At 73.4% G+C, this 21,472-nt stretch carries 17 protein-coding genes; 14 read left to right on the plus strand and 3 right to left on the minus strand.

Annotated elements, in window-relative coordinates; translation table 11 throughout:
* The first annotated feature begins 178 nt into the window (after positions 1–178).
* The 4 genes from ACFWRT_RS10400 to ACFWRT_RS10415 all read left to right on the plus strand — a co-directional run bounded on the left by ACFWRT_RS10400 (position 179) and on the right by ACFWRT_RS10415 (position 5,634).
* The gene (locus ACFWRT_RS10400) at positions 179–3,091 is read left to right on the plus strand and encodes an FAD-binding and (Fe-S)-binding domain-containing protein (RefSeq protein WP_380950673.1); all 2,913 of its coding nucleotides are present in this window, start codon (positions 179–181) and stop codon (positions 3,089–3,091) included.
* Between the two features lie 63 nt (positions 3,092–3,154).
* Positions 3,155–3,688: a chloramphenicol phosphotransferase CPT gene (cpt, locus tag ACFWRT_RS10405; protein ID WP_380950671.1), complete on the plus strand. Its 534-nt coding sequence runs from the start codon at positions 3,155–3,157 to the stop codon at positions 3,686–3,688.
* 135 nt (positions 3,689–3,823) lie between these two features.
* The gene (locus ACFWRT_RS10410) at positions 3,824–4,873 is read left to right on the plus strand and encodes a permease (protein ID WP_380950670.1); all 1,050 of its coding nucleotides are present in this window, start codon (positions 3,824–3,826) and stop codon (positions 4,871–4,873) included.
* Positions 4,870–5,634, plus strand: coding sequence for a TIGR03943 family putative permease subunit (locus ACFWRT_RS10415; RefSeq protein WP_380950669.1), 765 nt, complete (start codon positions 4,870–4,872; stop codon positions 5,632–5,634). Before ACFWRT_RS10410 ends, ACFWRT_RS10415 begins: the two co-directional genes overlap by 4 nt.
* Positions 5,635–5,742: 108 nt before the next feature.
* Here the strand turns inward: ACFWRT_RS10415 and ACFWRT_RS10420 are convergent, their stop codons facing one another.
* The gene (locus ACFWRT_RS10420; protein ID WP_380950668.1) at positions 5,743–6,753 is read right to left on the minus strand and encodes a LysR family transcriptional regulator; all 1,011 of its coding nucleotides are present in this window, start codon (positions 6,751–6,753) and stop codon (positions 5,743–5,745) included.
* 117 nt (positions 6,754–6,870) lie between these two features.
* Between ACFWRT_RS10420 and ACFWRT_RS10425 the strand changes: the two genes are divergently transcribed.
* A complete protein-coding gene (locus ACFWRT_RS10425) occupies positions 6,871–7,833 on the plus strand; it encodes an EamA family transporter (RefSeq protein ID WP_380950667.1) in 963 nt (320 codons plus the stop codon).
* A 115-nt stretch (positions 7,834–7,948) separates the two neighbouring features.
* Here the strand turns inward: ACFWRT_RS10425 and ACFWRT_RS10430 are convergent, their stop codons facing one another.
* Together ACFWRT_RS10430 and ACFWRT_RS10435 are read right to left on the minus strand one after the other, a co-directional pair.
* Positions 7,949–8,671 (minus strand): NUDIX domain-containing protein, encoded by a 723-nt coding sequence (locus ACFWRT_RS10430; RefSeq protein ID WP_380950666.1) that lies wholly within the window; start codon positions 8,669–8,671, stop codon positions 7,949–7,951.
* Between the two features lie 210 nt (positions 8,672–8,881).
* A complete protein-coding gene (locus tag ACFWRT_RS10435) occupies positions 8,882–9,829 on the minus strand; it encodes an oxidoreductase (protein ID WP_380950665.1) in 948 nt (315 codons plus the stop codon).
* 90 nt (positions 9,830–9,919) lie between these two features.
* On the opposite strand from ACFWRT_RS10435, the gene ACFWRT_RS10440 reads away from it, so the two are divergent.
* The 9 genes from ACFWRT_RS10440 (at position 9,920) to ACFWRT_RS10480 (ending at position 21,293) form a co-directional block, all read left to right on the plus strand.
* Positions 9,920–10,558, plus strand: a complete 639-nt coding sequence (locus ACFWRT_RS10440) for a TetR family transcriptional regulator (protein ID WP_380950664.1) — start codon at positions 9,920–9,922, stop codon at positions 10,556–10,558.
* 206 nt (positions 10,559–10,764) lie between these two features.
* On the plus strand, positions 10,765–11,568 hold the full coding sequence (locus ACFWRT_RS10445) for a TIGR03084 family metal-binding protein (protein ID WP_380950663.1): 804 nt from the start codon (positions 10,765–10,767) through the stop codon (positions 11,566–11,568).
* Positions 11,568–13,295 (plus strand): acyclic terpene utilization AtuA family protein, encoded by a 1,728-nt coding sequence (locus tag ACFWRT_RS10450; protein ID WP_380950662.1) that lies wholly within the window; start codon positions 11,568–11,570, stop codon positions 13,293–13,295. The genes ACFWRT_RS10445 and ACFWRT_RS10450 overlap by 1 nt, the downstream gene beginning before the upstream one ends.
* Entirely contained in the window at positions 13,292–14,890 is a 1,599-nt protein-coding gene (locus ACFWRT_RS10455) for an acyl-CoA carboxylase subunit beta (protein WP_380950661.1), read from the plus strand. Before ACFWRT_RS10450 ends, ACFWRT_RS10455 begins: the two co-directional genes overlap by 4 nt.
* Positions 14,891–14,926: 36 nt before the next feature.
* Positions 14,927–16,927: an ATP-binding protein gene (locus ACFWRT_RS10460; RefSeq protein ID WP_380950660.1), complete on the plus strand. Its 2,001-nt coding sequence runs from the start codon at positions 14,927–14,929 to the stop codon at positions 16,925–16,927.
* Positions 16,924–18,120 (plus strand): acyl-CoA dehydrogenase family protein, encoded by a 1,197-nt coding sequence (locus ACFWRT_RS10465; protein WP_380950659.1) that lies wholly within the window; start codon positions 16,924–16,926, stop codon positions 18,118–18,120. Before ACFWRT_RS10460 ends, ACFWRT_RS10465 begins: the two co-directional genes overlap by 4 nt.
* A gap of 196 nt (positions 18,121–18,316) precedes the next feature.
* Positions 18,317–19,927, plus strand: coding sequence for a 4-coumarate--CoA ligase family protein (locus tag ACFWRT_RS10470; protein WP_380950658.1), 1,611 nt, complete (start codon positions 18,317–18,319; stop codon positions 19,925–19,927).
* A complete protein-coding gene (locus ACFWRT_RS10475; RefSeq protein WP_380950657.1) occupies positions 19,924–20,664 on the plus strand; it encodes an enoyl-CoA hydratase family protein in 741 nt (246 codons plus the stop codon). The genes ACFWRT_RS10470 and ACFWRT_RS10475 overlap by 4 nt, the downstream gene beginning before the upstream one ends.
* Complete coding sequence (locus ACFWRT_RS10480) at positions 20,652–21,293, plus strand: TetR/AcrR family transcriptional regulator (protein ID WP_380950656.1); 642 nt, start codon at positions 20,652–20,654, stop codon at positions 21,291–21,293. The genes ACFWRT_RS10475 and ACFWRT_RS10480 overlap by 13 nt, the downstream gene beginning before the upstream one ends.
* Positions 21,294–21,472 lie beyond the last annotated feature (179 nt).

Consider the following 21,472-nt stretch of genomic DNA (forward strand, 5'->3'; position numbering starts at 1 on the left):
CACCACGGGGGCGGGCGATCATGCACAACTGGAGCTGATAGTTCCTGCTCAAGTCTTGGTCACTATAGGAGACTTGACGGTCTGTTTGGGAAGATCTTGTGGGCTTTTTTGTGCGGCTTGCGGGTTTTTATCCGTCCGCATCCCAAGAGTTCATGTGTACCGACGGCATCCTGAAGCCATGGCCGAACAGCATCGCCCGCCGTATCGCCCGACCGCCGAGGCTCCTGACGGGTTCGCCGCCGCGCTCCGCTCCGCCGTACGCGGCGAGGCCGACTTCGGCCCCACCGCCCGGGCCCTGATGACGATGGACGCCTCCAACTACCGCCGCGTCCCCCTCGGGGTCCTCGCCCCGCGCGACGCCGACGACATCGCGGCCGCGCTGACGGTCTGCCAGGAGTACGGGGTGCCGGTGGTGGCTCGCGGCGGCGGCACGTCCATCGCGGGCCAGGCCACCGGCACCGGCCTCGTCCTGGACCTCACCCGCCACCTCCGCTCGATCCTCGCCCTGGACCCGGCCGCCCGCACCGCCACCGTCCAGCCCGGCGTGATCCTGGACGACCTGCGCGCGGCCGCCGCCCCGTACGGCCTGACCTTCGGCCCGGACCCGTCCACGCACAGCCGCTGCACCCTCGGCGGCATGATCGGCAACAACTCCTGCGGCGCGCACTCGGTGGCCTGGGGCACCACGGCGGACAACGTGCGGGCGCTGGAGGTGGTGCGGTACGGGGGTGAGGCGCTGAGCCTGGAGCAGGGCCGAGGCTCCGGGCTCCCCGGCGTACGCGGAAGGACGGCTCACGGCCCCGAAGGCGTACGCGAACTGGTCGGCGCCCACCTCGCCCTCCTCCGCACCGGCTACCCCGACCTCCCGCGCCGCATCTCCGGCTACGCGCTCGACGCCCTGCTCCCCGAACACCCCGGCGGCCCCGACCCCGTACGGGCGTTCTGCGGCAGCGAAGGCACCCTCGCCGTGGTCACCGAGGCGACCGTCCGCCTGGTCGAGGCCCCGCGCGCCCGCGCCCTGGCCGTCCTCGGGTACGCCGACGAATCGGCGGCGGCCGATGCGGCCCCCGGCCTCCTCCCGTACCGCCCGCTCACCGTCGAGGGCATGGCCGCCGACCTCGTACGCGAACCCGCCGGGCTGCCGCGCGGGGCCGCCTGGCTCTTCGTGGAGACGGGCGGCGCCACCCCCGCCGAGGCGCGGGCGCACGCCGAGCGCATCCTGCGGGCGGCCGACGCGGTGGACGGGACCGTCGTCACCGACCCGGCCGGGCAGCGGGCCCTGTGGCGCATCCGCGAGGACGCCGCCGGGACCGCGACCCGGATGCCCGACGGCACCGAGGCCTGGCCCGGCTGGGAGGACTGCGCGGTGCCGCCCGCCCGGCTCGGCCCCTACCTCCGCGACTTCCGGGCCCTGCTCGCGCAGCACGGCCTGCGCGGAACCCCGTACGGCCACTTCGGCGACGGCTGCATCCACATACGCATCGACTTCGACCTCCTGACACCGGCAGGCGTGTCAAGGTTCCGCGCCTTCTCGGAGGAGTTGGCGGACCTCGTCGTCGCGCACGGCGGCTCCCTCAGCGGCGAGCACGGCGACGGGCAGGCGCGCGCGGAGCTGCTGCCCCGGATGTACGGGGACGAACTCGTCGGCCTCTTCGGCCGGTTCAAGGACCTGTGGGACCCGGACGGCGGCCTGAACCCGGGCATGCTCGCCCGCCCGGCCCGCCTCGACGAGAACCTCCGCTTCGACGTCCTGCCGGGGCCGGGGCCGGGGCGCCCGGTGGACGTGGAGTTCGGCTACCCCCAGGACGGCGGCGACTTCGCGGGGGCCGTGCGGCGGTGCGTCGGCGTCGCCAAGTGCCGTACGGAGACGGCACCCGGCGCGGGCGTGATGTGCCCGTCCTACCGGGTGACCGGCGAGGAGGCGCACTCGACGCGGGGGAGGGCCCGGCTGCTGCACGAGATGCTCGCGGGCGAGGTGATCACGGACGGCTGGCGGAGTGCGGAGGTCCGGGACGCGCTCGACCTCTGCCTCTCCTGCAAGGGGTGCCGCAGCGACTGCCCGGTCGGCGTCGACATGGCCACGTACAAGGCGGAGTTCCTGCACCACCACTACCGGGGCCGGCTCCGCCCCGCCGCCCACTACGCGCTGGGCCGCCTGCCGCAGTGGCTGCGCCTGGCCGCACCCTTCGCCCGCCCCCTCAACGCCCTGGCCCGGATCCGCCCGCTCGCCGCGCTCGCGAAGCGGCTGGCGGGGATCACGCCCGAGCGGACGATCCCGGAGCTGGCGACGGAGACGTACAGCCGCTGGCTGCGCGGACGTCAGGGCACAGGGACGCACATCCTCCCCTCCCGCCGGGTGGTGCAGCTCTGGGCGGACACCTTCACCGAGTACCTGTCCCCGCAGGTGGGGCGGGCGGCGGTCCGGGTGCTGGAGGAGGCGACGGGGCGTACGGTGCTGCCGCCGCCGAGCGGGGTGTGCTGCGGCCTCACGTACGTATCGACCGGGCAGTTGGACCGGGCCCGCGCGGTGATGCGCCGCACCCTGGACCGGATCGGCCTGCTCCCCGGCCACCCGCTCGTCGTCCTCGAACCGAGCTGCGCCGCCACCCTCCGCACCGACCTGCCCGAACTCCTCCCGGACGACCCACGAGCCGCCGAACTAGCCACATCCGTAAGGACGTTCGCGCAGTACCTGGAGCAGTACGCCCCCGACTGGACCCCGCCCCGCCTGGACCGCCCGGCCGTCGGCCAGACCCACTGCCACCAGCACGCGGTCCTCGGGGACGCGGCGGAACGGCGGCTGCGGGAGCGGACGGGGCTGACCGGTGAGCTGAGCGGCGGATGCTGCGGCCTGGCCGGGAACTTCGGCTTCGAGAAGGGGCACTGGGAGGTGTCCGTCGCGTGTGCGGAGGAGCAACTGCTGCCTGCGGTGAGGGGAGCGGAGCCGGGGGCGGAGGTGCTGGCGGACGGTTTCTCCTGCCGTACGCAGCTGGACCAGCTGGCCGGGCGGCGGGCACGGCACCTGGCGGAGGTGATCGCGGAGGGGCTGGACGCGGAGGGGCTGGACAGGGAGGAGGGAGGCGGCCGCTGAAATGCGTTTCCCGCGCCTGCGGGCGCTTGTACGGTGACGCGCGTGAAGGCTCAGGTGACGGGCGTGAAGACCCAAGTGATCGTGCTCAACGGCGGTTCCAGCTCCGGAAAGTCGGGGATCGTCCGGTGCCTGCAGGCCGTCCTGCCGGACCCCTGGCTCGCGCTGGGGACCGACACGATGGTCGACGCGATGCCCGCCGCCCTCCAGGCCTCGGACGCCGGGATCGCGTTCGGCCCGGACGGCGGGGTGAGCATCGGGCCGGAGTTCCGGCAGCTGGAGGACGCCTGGACCGAGGGGGTCGCCGCGATGGCCCGCGCGGGTGCCCGGATCATCGTCGACGAGGTGTTCCTCAGCGGGGCGGCGGGCCAGCGGCGGTGGCGTGAAAGGCTGGACGGGCTCGGGGTGCTGTGGGTCGGCGTCCGGTGCGAGAGCGAGGTCGCGGCGGGGCGGGAGATCGCCCGGGGCGACCGGGTCGTGGGGATGGCCGCGGCACAGGCGGAGCTCGTCCACCGGGGCGTGGTCTACGACGTCGAGGTCGACACCACCCGTACCGAATCGCTGGTCTGCGCGCGGACGATCGCCGGGCGGGTGAGGTGAGCCTGCTGGCCGCAGTCGCCCCGGCTCTCAGCAGCACCGGCCGGCGCACGCGGCCCTGGAGCGGCGTCGGCGCGCGCCGGGGGCCGGGCCGGCGGGAGGTATCTTTCGGTCCGAGCATCGGACAATCGGAGCGGCATGCACAGCGCAGGTCAACGGTCAGGGGTTCCGTACGGGGCCACGGCGGACGCAGTCGCTCCCGTGGCCGCCGGGGACGAGCCCCAGCTCCGCCGCTCGCCCCTCTTCACGCCCCTGCTTCTTCTGGGCGCGGCGGTGCTTCCCGGGACCCTGGTCGTCGTCATCGGCCTGTGGGGCGACGCACCGGCCGTGCAGGCATGGCGGAACGTCTGCCTGTCCATCTCCGTTCAGGCGTTGCCGTTCCTGCTGCTGGGAACGGCTCTGTCCGGCGCCATCAACGCGTTCGTGCCGGCGAGGGTGTTCGACCGTGCGCTGCCCCGAAGGCCCGCGCTCGCCGTCCCGGTGGCCGGGGCGGCCGGGGTCGTCCTGCCCGGCTGCGAATGCGCGTCGATCCCCGTCGCCAGCAGCCTGATCGGCCGGGGTGTCACGCCGGCCGCGGCCTTCGCCTTCCTGCTGTCGGCTCCGGCGGTCAACCCGGTCGTCCTGACCACGACGGCCATCGCCTTCCCCGGCGACCCGTCCATGGTGGTGGCCCGGCTGCTCGCCTCGCTCGCCACGGCCGTCGTGATGGGCTGGCTGTGGCTCGCACTGGGCCGGGAGAAGTGGCTGCGGCCGACCGTGCGCCACACCGGACACGAGCCGGGGCACAGCCGCTGGACGGAGTTCCGGCTCGGCTTCCAGCACGACTTCCTGCACGCGGCCGGTTTCGTCGTCGTCGGGGCCATGGCCGCCGCCACCTTCAACGTCGCCGTCCCCCAATCCGTACTCGACACGTTCTCCGACTCGCCCTGGCTGTCGGTGCTGTTCCTCGCCGGGCTCGCCATCCTGCTGTCGGTGTGCTCGGAGGCCGACGCCTTCCTCGCGGCCTCGCTCACCGGCTTCTCGCCCGTCGCGCGGCTGGTGTTCATGGTGGTCGGGCCGATGGTCGACCTCAAGCTGATCGCGCTCCAGGCGGGCACGTTCGGCCGGGCCTTCGCGATCCGCTTCTCCGCCGCGACGACCGTCGTCGCCATCCTGTGCGGCACGCTCGTCGGAGGAATACTGCTGTGAAGCGCTTCCCGCAGGCGATCCTGCTCGTCCTCAGCGGCACCGGCCTGCTGCACATCGCCCTCCTCACCGACCTCTACCTGCGCTACGTCAAGGAGTGGATGCGTCCGATGCTGATCGCGTCGGGGGTCCTGCTGCTCCTGCTCGGCGTGGCCGACGTCTGGTCGCAGCGCAGGCCGGGCGCACCTCGGGACAGGGGTGAGCAGGCAACGCACGAGGACCACGACGGCCACCGTCACGACCACTCCGGTGTGCCCGGGGCGGCCTGGCTGCTCCTCCTGCCCGCGCTGAGCATGCTTCTCTACGCCCCGCCGGCCCTCGGCGCCTACACCGCCTCCCGGCAGACCTCCAAGCCGATCGCCGTACAGCAGGATGACTTCGAACCACTCCCCGCGATCTCGCCCCTCCCACTGACCCTCGGCGACTTCACCACGCGCGTCCGCCAGGACCCCGAACAGGCCGTCAAGGGACGCACCATCGAGATGACCGGCTTCGTCACGCCCGTCGAACGGGGTGAGGGCTGGGACCTGACCCGGCTTCTGATCAATTGCTGCTCGGCGGACGCCCAGGCGGTCAAAGTACGGATCCACGGTGGCGAGACCCTGCCCGCCGACACCTGGGTGACCGTCGTCGGCACCTGGCACCCGGATGGAACGCTGGGGACGAGTTCCGCCGCCGTCGCGCTCGACGCCCGTACCGTCCGCAAGGTCGATCGTCCGGCGGACTGGTACCGCGACGCCCTGGTGCAGCCCCTGCCCCGCTGACGGCGGAGTCAGCGCCCGCAGGGCCAGTCCGTCAGCGCCCGCAGCGCAAGGTCATCAGCGCCCGCGGCGCCACATCGTCAGCGCCCACGAGGCCGCGTGGCCTCACCCTCAGGCCTGGTGCGGCCGTCGTGCCGGGGCCTGGTGCACGGAGTGCCGCGCGACGATCTCCCGGGCCAGCGCGGCCAGCTTCAGGAGGGCCGGGTGGCCCGGGGCGTCGCGGCGGGCGAGGAGGACGGGGACGCCCGGGGCGTCGTCGAGCGGGATGTAGGCGACGCCCGGGTGCGGGTGCATGGCGGCCGTGGAGGCGGCCGAGACGCCGTTGCCGCGCCCGGCGGCGATGGCGGTCAGCCAGTCGTCGGTGTTGGCGACGGTGAGGGTGGCGGCGGGCCGGGCCTCCGGCGGCCACAGCCCGGGGGTCGTGGTGCCGGAGACGGTGTTGACGACGACGGGGCCGCCCGCGAGGTCGGCGAGGCCCAGCGACGTACGGGAGGCGAGCGGGCCGTCCGCCGTCACCGCCGCCACCCGGGCCTCGGTGAACAGCACCTCGGTGACGAGCCCCGGCGCCTCCACCGGCCCGCGCAGCAGCGCCGCGTCGACCTCGCCCCGGGTGAGCCCGGCGGTGCGGTCGTCGATCCGGAGCAGCTCCAGCGGGGTGGCCGGATACCGCTGTTGCCAGGTCCGCAGGAGCGGGGTGGTGTACGGGCCGAAGGCCGACCAGGCGTGCCCGAGCCGCAGGGGCCAGTGGCGCAGCCGCCCGGTGTCGAGCGCCTCGTCGAAGGCGGCGACCGCTGCGGCGGCCTTGTCCCGGAAGGCGACGCCCTCGGGGGTGAGGGCGAGGTGGTGGGTGGAGCGGTCGACGAGCCGGATGCCCAGGTGGCGCTCCAGGGCGGCGAGGGTGCGGGAGACGGCGGGCTGGGTGAGGCCGAGGTGCCCGGCGGCCCGGGTGACGTTGCCCTCGTCGGCGACGGCGAGGAAGGCCCGGAGGTGACGGAGTTCGACGGCACGGGTGGCGGGAGCGGGGGATTCTGCGTCGCGTGCGGGGCGGCCGGGGGACCGTGGTCCGCCTGCGGGTTCCACGTCTTCCGCGCGTGCGGGTTCCGCGCCTTCCGGGTTGCTCATGCGTCCGGAGCATAACGGGAGCCCAGAACTCATTTCACGGGACGCGCGCGGGTCTCTACCGTGGGTGGGCGTGGGACGTGACGCCCGCCCACCCCTCGTATCTCCGGAAGGCCGCCCGTGAACGTCCAGCCCAGCGCTTCAGAGCCGGCCGCCGCCGCAGCCGTCGCCGTACCCGAGGCGGCACCCGCTCTGGACACGGTCGGCCGGAAGGACTCCGGTCCCGGGAAGGGCGCGGCGCTGGTGCCGATCGTGCTGGTGGTCGCGGGCGGTCTCTCCGTCCAGTTCGGCTCGGCCGTCGCGGCGCTGCTCATGCCGAAGGCGGGGGCGCTGGGCGTCGTCACGCTCCGGCTGGCGGCGGCCGCGCTGATCCTGCTGGTGGTGTGCCGGCCGAAGCTGCGCGGCCACTCGCGCGCGGACTGGGGCACGGTGGTCGCCTTCGGCGTCGCGATGGGCGGCATGAACACGCTGTTCTACCAGGCGCTGGACCGTATCCCGCTCGGTATCGCCGTCACCCTGGAGGTGCTCGGCCCGCTCGCGCTCTCCGTCTTCGCCTCACGCCGCCTGATCAACGTGGTGTGGGCCGGGCTCGCCCTGGTCGGCGTGGTCCTGCTGGGCGGCGGGGGCTTCGACCGTCTGGACCCGGTGGGCGCGGCGTACGCGCTGGGGGCGGGGGCGATGTGGGCGGCGTACATCGTGTTCAGCGCCCGCACCGGCCGCCGCTTCCCGCAGGCGGACGGGCTGGCCCTGGCGATGGTGGTGGCGGCGGTCCTCTCGCTGCCGCTCGGCCTCTGGGAGTCCGGCGCGAAGCTCACGGTGCCGTCCACGCTGGCACTCGGCGCGGCGGTGGCGGTCCTGAGCTCGGTCCTCCCGTACACCCTGGAACTCATGGCCCTGCGCCGCCTGCCCGCCTCCACCTTCGCGGTGATGATGAGCCTGGAACCGGCGATCGCGGCCACGGCGGGCTTCCTCATCCTCAACCAGGCACTGTCCACGACGGACGCCCTGGCCATCGCCCTGGTCATCGGGGCGAGCATGGGGGCGGTACGCAGTCAGACGGGGGCGCGGAAGAAGAAGGGGTGAGGGGGCGCAGACCGGGGCCTCAGCCGCCGGCGAAGGTGATCAGCCGCGTGCGGCCCGTTCCTTCCACATTACCGCCCGCCCTACGCGGGGCAGGGCGGGAGTTTCCAGCGTGGGGTCACCAAGTGCAGCGTGCCTGGAGGTCGGTGATGGAGTCGGCGAGCTCGGCCGGGTGCGCGGGCCACCCCGTCCGGTGCCAGTGCTCGATCCGCCAGGACAGCCGGCGCGGCCACAGCGGGGTGGCGGGCAGCTCGTCCACGGGGATCCAGACGGGGGTGCCGCCGTAGGTGTCCAGCGTCTCGGGGGGTCCGACGCGCCCCTCGGCCGCCATGAGGAAGTAGTGCTCGTGCCGGCCCTCCTTCCAGACCCGCGCCACCTCGCGCCCGACGCTCCCGTGGAGGCCGGTCTCCTCGCGAAGCTCACGTACCGCGGCCTCCTCGGGCGTCTCGCCCGGCTCCACCCCGCCGCCCGGGATCTCGAAGTGCGGGCCGCCCTCGTCCGGCTGCTGGAAGTGGATGAGCAGCATGTGCCCGTCACGGATCATGATCGCCCCGGCCCGGACCCGTACGGGAGGGACGGCGGCCGGATCGTGCACCCCGACCTCCACCGCCCCGCACGGGCCGGAACCTTCCGCCCAGGCCCGCAGGACGGCCTCCGCCGTGCCGGCCGGCCACAGGCGCGCGTGCAGGGCCTCGTCCAGGGAGAGCGCGTGCAGCGGGCCCACGGGCGGTGTCGCCGTACCGGGGAAGGCGTAGCGGAGGAATCCGCCGTCCCGGCGCTCCTCCAGGATGAGCCGGTCGCCGTCGAAGTGCGGGGTCACCAGGTGCGGTTCGGCAGTCATCGGCGGAGATTAGCAGCGGCGGCCGGTGTCAGGCGGGCGCCGGAACGGGAATCGGACACAGCTCCCGGCCTCGTGCGCGCGCCGGAAACGGAGACCGGACACGGCAACCGGAACCGGCGACCGGAAACGGAGACCGGACACGGCAACCGGAAACGGCGACCGGAACCGGCGACCGGACACGGCAACGGCAACCGGACGCGGCCCCGGGCCTCAGGCGGGTGCCGGGAACGGGAAGCGGACACCGGTCAGCTCCTCCGACACCTCCCACAGCCGCCGCCCCGTCTCCGCGTCGGTGGCCGCCGGGGCGAGGGGTACCCGGGTCGGTCCGCCGCGCAGCTCCCCGCGGCCGTCCGGGCCGATGAGCTCGCCGCCGCGCACGCCCGGGGCGGTCGCCGCGTACAGCTGCGGGAGCGCGCCGGCCTCGGGGCGCTGGGCGAGGGGGAGCAGGACACGGCCGAACAGCAGCTTCACCAGACCCGTCGGCGCGCTCGTCTGGAGTCGGGTCGCGGTATAGCCGGGGTGCGCGAGCACACTGCGGACCGGACTGCCGGCCGCCGACAGCCGTCTGTGCAACTCGTGTCCGAACACGGCGTTGGCCAGCTTGGACCGGTCGTAGAAGACCATCGGCTTGTAGCCGCGCTCGCCGTTCAGGTTGTCGAAGTCGAGGCGCGCCTTCCGGTGGTTGACCGAGGTCACCGTGGTGACGCGGGGGTCCTGCCCCTGCTCCAGCAGGTCCAGCAGTAACCCGGTGAGCGCGAAGTGGCCGAGGTGGTTGGCGGCGAACTGCAGCTCGTGCCCCTGAGCGCCGGACGAGCGCGGCGGCGCCATCACCCCGGCGTTGTTGACCAGCAGGTCCAGCCGGGGGCGGTCGGCGTGCAGGGCGTCGGAGAACGTCCGTACGGAGTCGAGGTCGGCCAGGTCCAGCCCGCGCACCTCCAGGTCGGCGCCGGGCTGCCCGGCGGCGATGTCCGCGACGGCCCGGCGGCCTTTCTCCTTGTCGCGCACGGCGAGGATCACGTGCCCGCCCCGGTGGGCGAGAGCGCGCGCGGTCGCCAGGCCGAGGCCGCTGTTGGCCCCGGTGACGACCGCGACGCGGCCGGTCTGGTCGGGGATCCGCTCGACGGTCCAGGACTGCTTCGGTGTCGGGTTCCGAGTCATGTGGCATACGTTGTCTTGTGTGGCACCAGGTGTCAAGAAGTCACTGAGTGTCTGAGTAGCACTGGATGTCAGCGATGGCATGACGCTACGATGGCCGACGTGAGCACCCGCCCCGAAGTGACCATGGCCCAGCGCAAGCGCCAGCTCGTCTCGACCGAACTGACCGAAGCCGCACTCCAGTTGATGGCGGTGGAGGGGTTCGACGCGGTCACCGTCGACGAGATCGTGGCCACCGCCGGAGTCTCCAAGCGGACGTTCTTCCGCTACTTCGCGTCCAAGGAGGACGTGGTCGTCCAGTTCCTGGCCGATATGGGCACCGGCATGTGCGCCGAGCTCGCCGCCCGCCCCGCCGAGGAGTCCCCCTCCGTGGCGCTCCGGCACGCCGTCTGGGTCGCCATGGCGGCCTGCGCCGACGGCGTCGACCACTCCGGCCGGGCCCTGCGGGTCGTCCAATTGATCCTGCGCACCCCCGCCCTGCGCGCCCGCTTCCTGGAGCACCAGGGGCAGTGGCGCGACGACCTCGCGGTGGAGATGGCCCGGCGCCAGGGGCTCGACCCGGAGGCCGACCTCTATCCCCGTCTCGCCGCCGGTGCCGCCCTCGCCGCCTTCGACACCGTGCTGCGGCGCTGGAGCGACAGCGGCGGCGCCGAGGACCCCGCCGTGCTGACGGACCGGGCCTTCGCCGTCCTCGCCCCGGCGCTGGATGTGGCCGAGGCGCCGGGTCCGTAGGCGCTGGAGCGGATGGTCGACGTGGCGATGGCGGCCCTCCCGGAGTCGGCGGGGCGCTGAGGTCCTCCCGGGTCACCTGCGGTCTGGTCCCCGCCGGCCACCCACGGTGGTGGCCCCCGGGCAGAAAATCATGCAAGCGTGCTTGATTGTTTCCTGGACCGCTGCCATGCTCCTGGGCACCACACCCGGTCCCGAGGGGAGCGCACGTGTCCGATGTCGCAGCGGTGGTCGACGATCTGCGCGAGGAGAGCGACGAACTCGACGCGCTGGTCGGTGCGTTGGAGCCGGGGCGATGGCGTGGCCCGACCCCCGCCGAGGGCTGGACCGTCGCCCATCAGGTCGCCCACCTCGCCTGGACCGACGGGGTCGCGCTGTTGGCGGCCACCGAGCCGGACCGGTTCGGCGACGAGGTGGAGAAGGCGTTCGCCGCTCCCGAGTCCTTCGTCGACGAGGCCGCCGAGGCCCTGGTCGCCGCCCACGAGCCGGACGCCCTGCTCGCCCGGTGGCGGGACGGGCGGCAGCGGCTCGACCAGGTGCTGCGGGACGCCCCGGAAGGGACCCGGATCCCCTGGTACGGGCCGCCGATGAGCGTCGCGTCCATGGCCACCGCCCGGCTCATGGAGACCTGGGCCCACGGCCAGGACATCGCCGACGCCCTCGGGGCCACCCGGACCCCCACCGCCCGGCTGCGGCACGTCGCGCGGATCGGGGTACGGGCCCGGAACTACGCCTACGCGGTACGGGGGATCACGGCCCCCGAGACCGAGTTCCGCGTCGAACTGCGGACACCGGAAGGCGAGTTGATCGCGTACGGCCCCGAGGGCGCCGCCCAGCGCGTCACCGGCCCGCTCCTCGACTTCTGCCTCCTGGTCACCCAGCGCGCCCACCGCACCGACCTCGCCGTCACCGCCGAGGGGCGCGACGCGGACCAGTGGCTCTCCATCGCCCAGGCCTTCGCCGGGCCCCCCGGACCGGGCCGCCTGCCGCGCGCGGAGCGGGACGGGCTCTGATGAACGACGCCCCCGCCCCCCTCCGCATCGGCAACGCCTCCGGCTTCTACGGCGACCGCTTCGACGCCGTCCGCGAGATGCTCACCGGCGGCCCCCTCGACGTCCTCACCGGCGACTACCTGGCCGAGCTGACCATGCTCATCCTCGGCCGCAGCCGCCTCAAGGACCCCGAGAAGGGGTACGCCACCACCTTCCTGCGCCAGCTCGAAGAAGGCCTCGGCCTCGCCCACGAGCGCGGGGTGAGGATCGTCGCCAACGCGGGCGGGCTGAACCCGGCCGGACTGGCCGACGCCGTAAGGAAGTTGGCGGCCAAGGTCGGCGTCCCGGTCACCGTGGCCCACGTCGAGGGCGACAGCCTGCCCGTGCCCGACGGCTTCCTCACCGCCAACGCCTACCTCGGCGGCACCGGGATCGCCGCCTGCCTGCGGGCCGGGGCCGACATCGTCGTCACCGGCCGGGTCACCGACGCGGCCCTCGTCACCGGCCCGGCCGCCGCCCACTTCGGCTGGGGCCCGGACGACCTGGACGCGCTCGCGGGGGCCGTGGTCGCCGGGCACGTGCTGGAGTGCGGTACGCAGGCGACCGGCGGCAACTACGCCTTCTTCGGCGCCCACGACATCCGCCGCCCCGGCTTCCCCCTCGCCGAGATCCACGCCGACGGGTCCTCCGTGATCACCAAGCACGACGGTACGGGGGGCGTCGTCGATCTCTCCACGGTCACCGCCCAACTCCTGTACGAGACCGGGGGAGCCCGGTACGCCGGCCCCGACGTCACCGCCCGCCTCGACACCGTACGGCTCACGCCCGACGGCCCGGACCGGGTCCGCATCGACGGCGTACGCGGCGAGGCCCCGCCGCCCACGCTCAAGGCCGGGCTCACCCGGCTCGGCGGCTGGCGCAACGAGGTCGTGTTCGTCCTCACGGGCCTGGGCATCGAGGCCAAGGCGGCGCTGGTGAGGGAGCAGTTCGCCGACGCCCTGGAGCGCGGCGGCGGGCGCGCGCCGGCCGAGGTCCGCTGGGAGTTGGCCCGCACCGACCACCCCGACGCCGACACCGAGGAGCGGGCCAGTGCCCTGCTCCGGCTCGTCGTCCGCGACCAGGACGCCGACGCGGTGGGCCGGGCCGTCTCCGGAGCCGCCGTCGAACTGGCCCTCGGCAGCTACCCGGGCTTCCACGTCACCGCCCCACCCGGAAAGGGCGCGCCCTACGGGGTGTTCGAGGCGTCCCACGTACCGGCGGGAGAGGTCGAGCACACCGCCGTACTGCCGGACGGGCGCCGGGAGATCGTAGAACCACCGCCGCTCACCCGGGAGTTGACCGAGGTCGACGAACCGCCCCTCCCCGCCCCCTACCCCGACGCCGGCCCCACCCGCCGCGCCCCCCTCGGGCTCATCGCGGGCGCCCGCAGCGGTGACAAGGGCGGTGACGCCAACGTGGGCGTCTGGGTGCGCGACGACGAGGCGTGGCGGTGGCTGGCCCACGAGCTGACCGTCGACCGATTCCGCCAACTCCTCCCGGAGACCGCCGAGCTGACCGTCGCCCGCCATGTCCTGCCCAACCTGCGCGCCCTGAACTTCACCGTCCACGGCCTCCTCGGGGAGGGCGTCGCCGCGCAGGCCCGGTTCGACCCGCAGGCCAAGGCGGTGGGGGAGTGGCTGCGGTCGCGGTGGCTGCCCATCCCCGTAGCCCTGCTCGAAGGCATCGATGGACCGGAGGTGTCCGCATGACCGTCCTGACCACCGGGCTCGACACCAACAGCCCTGAATACGCCGCCCATCGGGCCGCCTTGCTGGCCAAGCTCACCGAGCTGGAGGCCGAGCACGCCAAGGCGCTCGCGGGCGGCGGCGAGAAGTACGTGACCCGGCACCGGGGCCGGGGCAAGCTCCCGGCGCGGGAGCGGATCGAGTTGCTGGTCGACCCCGACACCCCGTTCCTGGAGCTGTCGCCGCTGGCCGCCTGGGGCAGCGACTACACCGTCGGCGCCTCGCTCATCACGGGCATCGGGGTGGTGGAGGGCGTCGAGTGCCTGATCACCGCCAACGACCCGACCGTACGCGGCGGAGCCTCGAACCCGTGGACGCTGAAGAAGGCCCTGCGCGCCAACGAGATCGCCTTCGCCAACCGGCTCCCGTGCGTCAGCCTGGTGGAGTCGGGCGGCGCCGACCTGCCGTCCCAGAAGGAGATCTTCATCCCGGGCGGGGCGCTGTTCCGGGACATCACCCGGCTCTCCGCCGCCGGAATCCCCACCGTGGCGGTGGTGTTCGGCAACTCGACCGCCGGAGGCGCGTACGTCCCCGGCATGTCCGACCACGCCGTGATGATCCGGGAACGGTCCAAGGTCTTCCTCGGCGGACCGCCGCTGGTGAAGATGGCGACCGGCGAGGAGAGCGACGACGAGTCCCTCGGCGGGGCCGAGATGCACGCCCGTACGTCGGGGCTCGCCGACCACTTCGCCGTGGACGAGCAGGACGCGATCCGGCAGGCGCGGCGGATCGTCGCCCGCTTCAACTGGCGTAAAGCGCAAGCCGATCCGGGTCCGGCCGAGCCGCCGAAGTACGACGAGGAGGAGCTCCTCGGGATCGTGCCGGGCGACCTGAAGGTGCCGTTCGACCCGCGCGAGGTGATCGCCCGGCTGGTCGACGGCTCGGACTTCGACGCGTTCAAGCCGCTGTACGGGACGAGCCTGGTGACGGGGTGGGCGCGGCTGCACGGGTATCCGGTCGGGATTCTCGCCAACGCGCAGGGGGTGCTGTTCAGCGAGGAGTCGCAGAAGGCCGCCCAGTTCATCCAACTCGCCAACCAGCGCGACATTCCGCTCCTCTTCCTCCACAACACCACCGGCTACATGGTCGGCAAGGAGTACGAGCAGGGCGGCATCATCAAGCACGGCGCGATGATGATCAACGCGGTGGCGAACTCCCGGGTCCCGCATCTGTCGGTCCTGATGGGCGCCTCGTACGGGGCCGGGCACTACGGGATGTGCGGGCGCGCCTACGATCCGCGCTTCCTCTTCGCCTGGCCGAGCAGCAAGTCCGCCGTCATGGGGCCGCAGCAGCTCGCGGGTGTGCTGTCGATCGTGGCCCGGGCGTCGGCCGCAGCGAAGGGGATGCCGTACGACGACGAGGCGGACGCCGGGCTGCGCGCCATGGTGGAGCAGCAGATCGAGGCGGAGTCGCTGCCGATGTTCCTGTCCGGGCGGCTGTACGACGACGGGGTGATCGACCCGCGCGACACCCGGACCGTCCTCGGGATGTGCCTGTCCGCGATCCACACCGCACCGGTCGAGGGCGCTCGCGGCGGCTTCGGCGTCTTCCGGATGTGACCCGCGCATGACGAATCTGCCGGATGTGAGGCCCAGATGACCATCAGCACCCTCCTCGTCGCCAACCGGGGCGAGATCGCCTGCCGGATCTTCCGCACCTGCCGTGACCTGGGCATCACCACGGTCGCCGTGTACTCCGACGTGGACGCCGACGCCCTTCACGTACGTGAGGCGGACCTCGCCGTACGCCTGCCGGGGGCCGCTCCCGCCGACACCTATCTGCGCGGCGACCTCGTCGTGGCCGCCGCGCTGGCCGCCGGGGCGGACGCCGTGCACCCCGGCTACGGCTTCCTCTCCGAGAACGCCGCCTTTGCCGCCGCCGTGCAGGACGCGGGGCTGGTGTGGGTCGGCCCGCCGGTCAAGGCGATCGAGCTGATGGCGTCGAAGACCCGGGCCAAGGAGCTGATGGCGGGGGCGGGGGTGCCGCTGCTGGCCCCGGTGGACCCGGCCACGGCGACGACCGAGGATCTGCCGTTGCTGCTGAAGGCGGCGTCGGGCGGGGGAGGGCGGGGTATGCGCATCGTCCGCGAACTGGGTTCCCTGGGCGGTGAGTTGCTGGCCGCCGCCGCCGAGGCCGCGTCCGCCTTCGGGGACGGCGAGGTGTTCGCGGAGCCGTACGTGGAGCAGGGCCGGCACGTCGAGGTCCAGGTCATGGCGGACGCGTACGACACCGTGTGGGCGCTCGGGACCCGGGACTGCTCGCTCCAGCGCCGCCACCAGAAGGTCATCGAGGAGGCCCCGGCGCCGGGGCTGGAGGAGGCGCTGCGTGCACGGCTCCACGACGCGGCCGTGGCGGCCGCCCGGGCGGTCGGGTACCGGGGCGCGGGGACGGTGGAGTTCCTGGTCTCGGCGGAGGGGCGGCCGTACTTCCTGGAGATGAACACCCGCCTCCAGGTCGAACACCCGGTGACGGAGGCCGTGTTCGGGGTGGACCTGGTCGCGCTGCAACTGCGGGTGGCGGAGGGGGAGCCGCTGCCCGCCCGGCCGGAAGCGGAGGGCTACGCCGTCGAGGCCCGGCTCTACGCCGAGGACCCCGCGCGCGACTGGCAGCCGCAGACCGGAGCACTGCTCACGCTGGAGGTGCCGGACGCGCCCGGGCTGCGCCTGGACACGGGGTACGTCGGCGGCGACACCATCGGCGTCCACTACGACCCGATGCTCGCGAAGGTCATCGCCCACGCCCCGACGCGCGCGGAGGCGGTGCGGCTGCTGGCCGGAGCCCTGGAGCGGGCCCGTATCCACGGCCCGGTCACCAACCGCGCGCTGCTCGTACGGTCGTTGCGCCACCCGGACTTCATGGCGGCCCGCCTCGACACCGGCTTCTACGACCGCCACCTGGCCGACCTGACGGCGCCCGGAACGGGTGACCCCGCCACTGCCCCGGGAGCCGCCGACCCCGCCACCGGCGCCCTCGCCGCCGCCCTCGCGGAAGCCGTACGCGCCACGAGCACCCCAGGCCCCGCCCCCACTCCGACCCGCTTCGGCGCCTGGCGCAACGTCCCCTCGCAGCCCCAGGTCAAGCGCTACCGCAGCGAACCGGACGGCACCGAGCACGAGATCGCCTACCGCACCCCGCGCACCGGCACCCCGGAGCCGTACGAGGCGAACGGCGTCCAGGTCATCGCCGCCACCCCGGACCGCGTCACCCTCGAACACCACGGTGTGACTCGGCACTTCACCATCACGGTCGACCGCGACCGCCGCTACGTGGACACCGCCGGAGCCTCGTACACCTTCACCGCCCTGCCCCGCTTCACCGACCCCGCCGCGCAGACCGACCCCGGCTCCCTCCTCGCCCCCATGCCCGGCACCGTCGTCCGCCTCGCGGAGGGCCTGGCGCCCGGGGTCGCGGTCGAGGCCGGGCAGCCGCTGATCTGGCTGGAGGCGATGAAGATGGAGCACCGCATCCTCGCCCCCGCCTCCGGCACCCTCACCGCCCTGCACGCCGCCCCCGGCCACCAGGTCGAGGTCGGCGCCCTGCTCGCCGTAGTCCAGGAACGCGCCGATGGCGCCCCCGTAACGGAGGAGACCGCATGAGCACCGTCCGTACCGCCGTCCGTACCGCCGTCCTCGAAACCGAAGAGCACCAGGCGCTGCGCGCCGCCGTCGCCGCCCTCGGTAAGCGTTACGGGCGCGACTACATGACCACCGTCATCCGCGAGGGCTCCCACACCCGCGAGCTGTGGGCGGAGGCGGCGAAGCTCGGCTACCTCGGCGTGAACCTGCCGGAGGAGTACGGCGGCGGGGGCGGCGGTATGGCCGAACTCTCCATCGTTCTGGAGGAGTTGGGGGCGGCCGGTTCGCCGCTGCTCATGATGATCGTGTCGCCCGCGATCTGCGGCACGGTCATCGCCCGCTTCGGCACGGACGAGCAGAAGCGGCAGTGGCTGCCGGGCCTCGCCGACGGCACCCTCACCATGGCCTTCGGGATCACCGAACCGGACGCCGGGTCCAACTCCCACCGCATCACCACCACCGCCCGCCGCGACGGCACGGGACCGGACGCCGACTGGATCCTCACCGGCCGCAAGGTCTTCGTCTCGGGTGTCGACATAGCCGACGCGACCCTGATCGTGGGCCGTACGGAGGACGCCCGGTCGGGGAAGCTGAAGCCCTGCCTCTTCATTGTGCCGCGCGAGGCCGAAGGGTTCGGCCGCAACCAGATCGACATGGAACTCCACGCGCCCGAGAAGCAGTTCGAGCTGATCCTGGACGACGTACGGCTGCCCGCCGACGCCCTGGTCGGCGACGAGGACGCAGGTCTGCTCCAGCTCTTCGCGGGGCTCAACCCCGAGCGGATCATGACGGCCGCGTTCGGGATCGGGATGGGCCGGTTCGCGCTCGGCAGGGCCGTCGAGTACGCCCGTACGCGTCAGGTCTGGAAGGACCCGATCGGCGCCCACCAGGCCATCGCGCACCCGCTCGCCACCGCGCACATCGACCTGGAGCTGTCCCGCCTGATGATGCAGAAGGCCGCCCGGCTCTACGACGACGGCGACGACATCGGCGCGGGCGAGGCGGCGAACATGGCGAAGTACGCGGCCGGCGAGGCCTGCGTGAAGGCCGTCGACCAGGCGGTGCACACGCTCGGCGGCAACGGCCTGACCCGCGAGTACGGTCTCGCCTCCCTGATCACCGCGTCCCGGGTGGCCCGGATCGCGCCGGTCAGCCGGGAGATGATCCTGAACTACGTCTCCCACCAGTCGCTGGGCCTGCCGAAGTCGTACTAGAGCTCGTACCAGAGCTTGCACTAGAGCTTGCAGTAGAGCTCGCGCTAGAGCTCGCGCTAGAGCTCGCGCAGAAGAACCCGTCCGACCTCTCCCCCTTCCCCACCCTCAGGGGCGATTCTGACTCTCCACACCCGCTCGGCGTCCCGCGCCGCCTCCCGGGCGGCGCGGGCCACCGCGACGACAGGGGTTGACCGCCATGGTGTTCCGCAGCGAGTACGCAGACGTACCGGCCCTCGACGTACCCATCCACGAAGCGGTCCTCGGCGAGGCCGCCGGGTTCGGTGACACGGTCGCCCTGATCGACGGGACGAACGGGATGTCCCTCACGTACGCCCAACTCGACGGTTTCCACCGGCGGATCGCCGCCGCGCTCGCCGAGGCGGGGCTCAGGAAGGGCGATGTGCTCGCCCTGCACAGCCCGAACACCATCGCCTACCCGGCGGTCTTCTACGGCGCCACCCGCGCCGGGGCCTCCGTCACGACGGTCCATCCACTGGCGACGGCCGAGGAGTTCGCCAAGCAGCTCGCCGACAGCGGCGCGCAGTGGATCGTGACCGTCTCCCCGCTCCTGGACACGGCCCGCCGGGCGGCCGAACTGACCGGCGGCGTCCAGGAGATCTACGTCTGCGACCAGGCGGAGGGCCACGCCTCCGTCCTGGACATGCTTGCCTCCACCGCCCCCGAACCGGCCGTCGCCATCGACCCCGGCGAGGACGTGGCGGCGCTCCCGTACAGCTCCGGCACGACGGGCACGCCGAAGGGCGTGATGCTGACGCACCGGTCGATCGGGACGAACCTGGAGCAGCTGGGACCGTTCATCCCGATGGGGGAAGGTGACCGTATTCTGGCGGTACTTCCCTTCTTTCATATTTATGGGCTTACCGCTCTCATGAACGCCCCGCTCCGCTGCGGCTCGACCATCGTCGTCCTGCCCCGCTTCGACCTGGCCCAGTTCCTGGAGGCCATCCAGACGCATCGGATCACCGGTCTGTACGTGGCGCCGCCGATCGTGCTGGCGCTGGCGAAGCACCCGCTGGTGGGGGAGTACGACCTGTCCTCGCTCCGGTACATCGTCAGCGCCGCCGCCCCGCTCGACGCCGAGCTGGCGGAGGCGTGTTCGGCCCGGCTGGGGCTGCCGCCGGTGCGGCAGGCGTACGGGATGACGGAGCTGTCGCCGGGGACGCATGTGGTGCCGCTCTCCGTGGCGGAGCCGCCGGCGGGCACGGTGGGCAAGCTGCTGCCGAACACCGAGATGCGGATCGTGTCGCTGGAGGACCCGGCGCGGGACGCGGAGCCGGGGACGGACGGCGAGATCCTGATCCGGGGCCCGCAGGTGATGAAGGGGTACCTGGGTCGCCCGGACGCCACCGCCGACATGATCGACGCGGACGGCTGGGTGCACACGGGGGACGTCGGCCGGACCGACGAGGACGGCTGGCTGTACGTCGTCGACCGGGTGAAGGAGCTGATCAAGTACAAGGGCTACCAGGTCGCCCCGGCCGAGCTGGAGGCCCTGCTGCTGACCCATGAGCAGGTGGCGGACGCGGCGGTGATCGGGGTGTACGACGCCGAGGGCAACGAGGTCCCGAAGGCGTTCCTGGTCCGGGGCCCGGGGGCGGACGGGCTGACGGAGGACGACGTCATGACGTACGTCGCCGAGCGGGTCTCCCCGTACAAGAAGGTGCGGCAGGCCGAGTTCATCGGGGCCGTCCCCCGGGCGGCGTCCGGCAAGATCCTCCGGCGCGAGCTGCGCGACCGGGAGAAGGCGGACAAGGTGGACAAGACGGAGATGACGGAGGAACAGTGACTCTGATCGCACGGGAGCGGGACCGGGGTGTGGCGACGCTGACCCTGGACTCCCCGGCCAACCGCAACGCGCTCTCGGCGGCGCTGGTGGGCGAGGTCCGGGAGGCGCTGGCGGCTGCCGCCGCCGACGAGACCGTACGGGCGGTGGTGCTGGCCCACACGGGGTCCACGTTCTGCGCCGGGGCCGATCTGAAGGCGCCGCCGGAGCCGGAGGCGTTCGTGGGCCTGATGCGGGACATCGTGGCGCTGCCGAAGCCGGTGGTGGCCCGGGTCGACGGGCACGTCCGGGCCGGGGGTCTGGGCTTGCTGGCGGCGTGCGACATCGCGGTGGCGGGCGAGGCGTCGTCCTTCGCGCTCACGGAGTCGCGGCTGGGCCTGGCCCCGGCGGTCATCTCGCTGACGCTGCTGCCGCGCGTGGACCGTACGGCGGCGAACCGGTACTACCTCACGGGTGAGCGGTTCGACGCGGCGGAGGCGGCGCGGATCGGGCTGGTCACGGTGGCCGCCGGTGACGTGGACCTGGACAAGGCGCTCGAACCGGTCCTGGACGGCCTGCGCCGGGCCTCACCGCAGGGGCTGGCCGCATCGAAGGAGCTGGTCACGGCTACGGTGCTGAGGAGCTTCGACCAGTACGCCGAAGACCTCATCGCCCGATCCGCCGCGTTGTTCGCCTCCGAGGAGGCCAGGGAGGGGATGACGGCCTTCCTTGAACGACGGGACCCGGCATGGGTGCGGTGACCTCTTCCTCCTCCTCTGCTTCCTCCTCCTCTGCTTCCTCCTCCTCTGCTTCCCGGGCTGCGCACGCGCCCAAGCAGGACCGCAGCCGGGCGACCCGGCAGCGGCTCCTGGAGGCGGCGGTGGCCTGCCTGGCCGAACACGGCTGGGCGGGCTCCACCGTCTCGGTCGTCGCCGAGCGGGCCGGGGTCTCGCGGGGCGCGGCCCAGCACCACTTCCCGACCCGCGAGGACCTGTTCACGGGGGCGGTGGAGTACGTGGCCGAGGAGCGCTCGGCCGCACTCCGCGCGCTCCCCGTGCAGGGGCGCGCGGAGGTGGTCGCGGCGCTGGTGGACCTGTACACGGGCCCGCTGTTCCGGGCCGCGCTCCAGCTCTGGGTGGCCGCGTCGAACGAGGAGCCGTTGCGGCCGCGCGTGACGGAGCTGGAGGCGCGGGTGGGCCGCGAGACCCACCGGATCGCCGTCGAACTCCTGGGCGCCGACGAGTCCCGCCCCGGGGCCCGCGAGACGGTCCAGGGCCTGCTGGACATGGCCCGCGGCCTGGGCCTCGCCAACCTCCTCACCGACGACACCGCCCGGCGTGCGCGGGTGGTGGCGCAGTGGGCGGCACTGGTGGAGGAGGAGCTGGGGTGAGGCCGGGCCGGGCGGGTACGTACGGTCGGATGTACGGCAGTTGACGTACGGATGTGGAGCCGGCGGCGAATGGCCGCAGGGCCGACGGATCGGGCTCGGAGGGCTCTGCCGCTGGCTACGTTGACGCTGTGCGCAGGCAGCAGCGGGGGGCGGAGAGCGACGGCGGGAGCGGGAGTTCC

The organism is Streptomyces cyaneofuscatus, assembly GCF_042718795.1.
Classification (GTDB): Bacteria; Actinomycetota; Actinomycetes; order Streptomycetales; family Streptomycetaceae; genus Streptomyces; species Streptomyces cyaneofuscatus_A.

Excerpts from the sequence above, each read along its gene's own strand:
- ACFWRT_RS10465 (WP_380950659.1), top strand. The coding sequence starts at position 16,924 with ATGAGCACCGTCCGTACCGCCGTCCGTACCGCCGTCCTCGAAACCGAA.
- ACFWRT_RS10455 (WP_380950661.1), top strand. The coding sequence starts at position 13,292 with ATGACCGTCCTGACCACCGGGCTCGACACCAACAGCCCTGAATACGCC.
- ACFWRT_RS10450 (WP_380950662.1), top strand. The coding sequence starts at position 11,568 with ATGAACGACGCCCCCGCCCCCCTCCGCATCGGCAACGCCTCCGGCTTC.
- ACFWRT_RS10480 (WP_380950656.1), top strand. The coding sequence starts at position 20,652 with ATGGGTGCGGTGACCTCTTCCTCCTCCTCTGCTTCCTCCTCCTCTGCT.
- ACFWRT_RS10400 (WP_380950673.1), top strand. The coding sequence starts at position 179 with ATGGCCGAACAGCATCGCCCGCCGTATCGCCCGACCGCCGAGGCTCCT.
- ACFWRT_RS10430 (WP_380950666.1), bottom strand. The coding sequence starts at position 8,671 with ATGACTGCCGAACCGCACCTGGTGACCCCGCACTTCGACGGCGACCGG.
- ACFWRT_RS10460 (WP_380950660.1), top strand. The coding sequence starts at position 14,927 with ATGACCATCAGCACCCTCCTCGTCGCCAACCGGGGCGAGATCGCCTGC.
- ACFWRT_RS10440 (WP_380950664.1), top strand. The coding sequence starts at position 9,920 with ATGGCCGACGTGAGCACCCGCCCCGAAGTGACCATGGCCCAGCGCAAG.
- ACFWRT_RS10435 (WP_380950665.1), bottom strand. The coding sequence starts at position 9,829 with ATGACTCGGAACCCGACACCGAAGCAGTCCTGGACCGTCGAGCGGATC.
- ACFWRT_RS10410 (WP_380950670.1), top strand. The coding sequence starts at position 3,824 with ATGCACAGCGCAGGTCAACGGTCAGGGGTTCCGTACGGGGCCACGGCG.
- ACFWRT_RS10420 (WP_380950668.1), bottom strand. The coding sequence starts at position 6,753 with ATGAGCAACCCGGAAGGCGCGGAACCCGCACGCGCGGAAGACGTGGAA.
- ACFWRT_RS10470 (WP_380950658.1), top strand. The coding sequence starts at position 18,317 with ATGGTGTTCCGCAGCGAGTACGCAGACGTACCGGCCCTCGACGTACCC.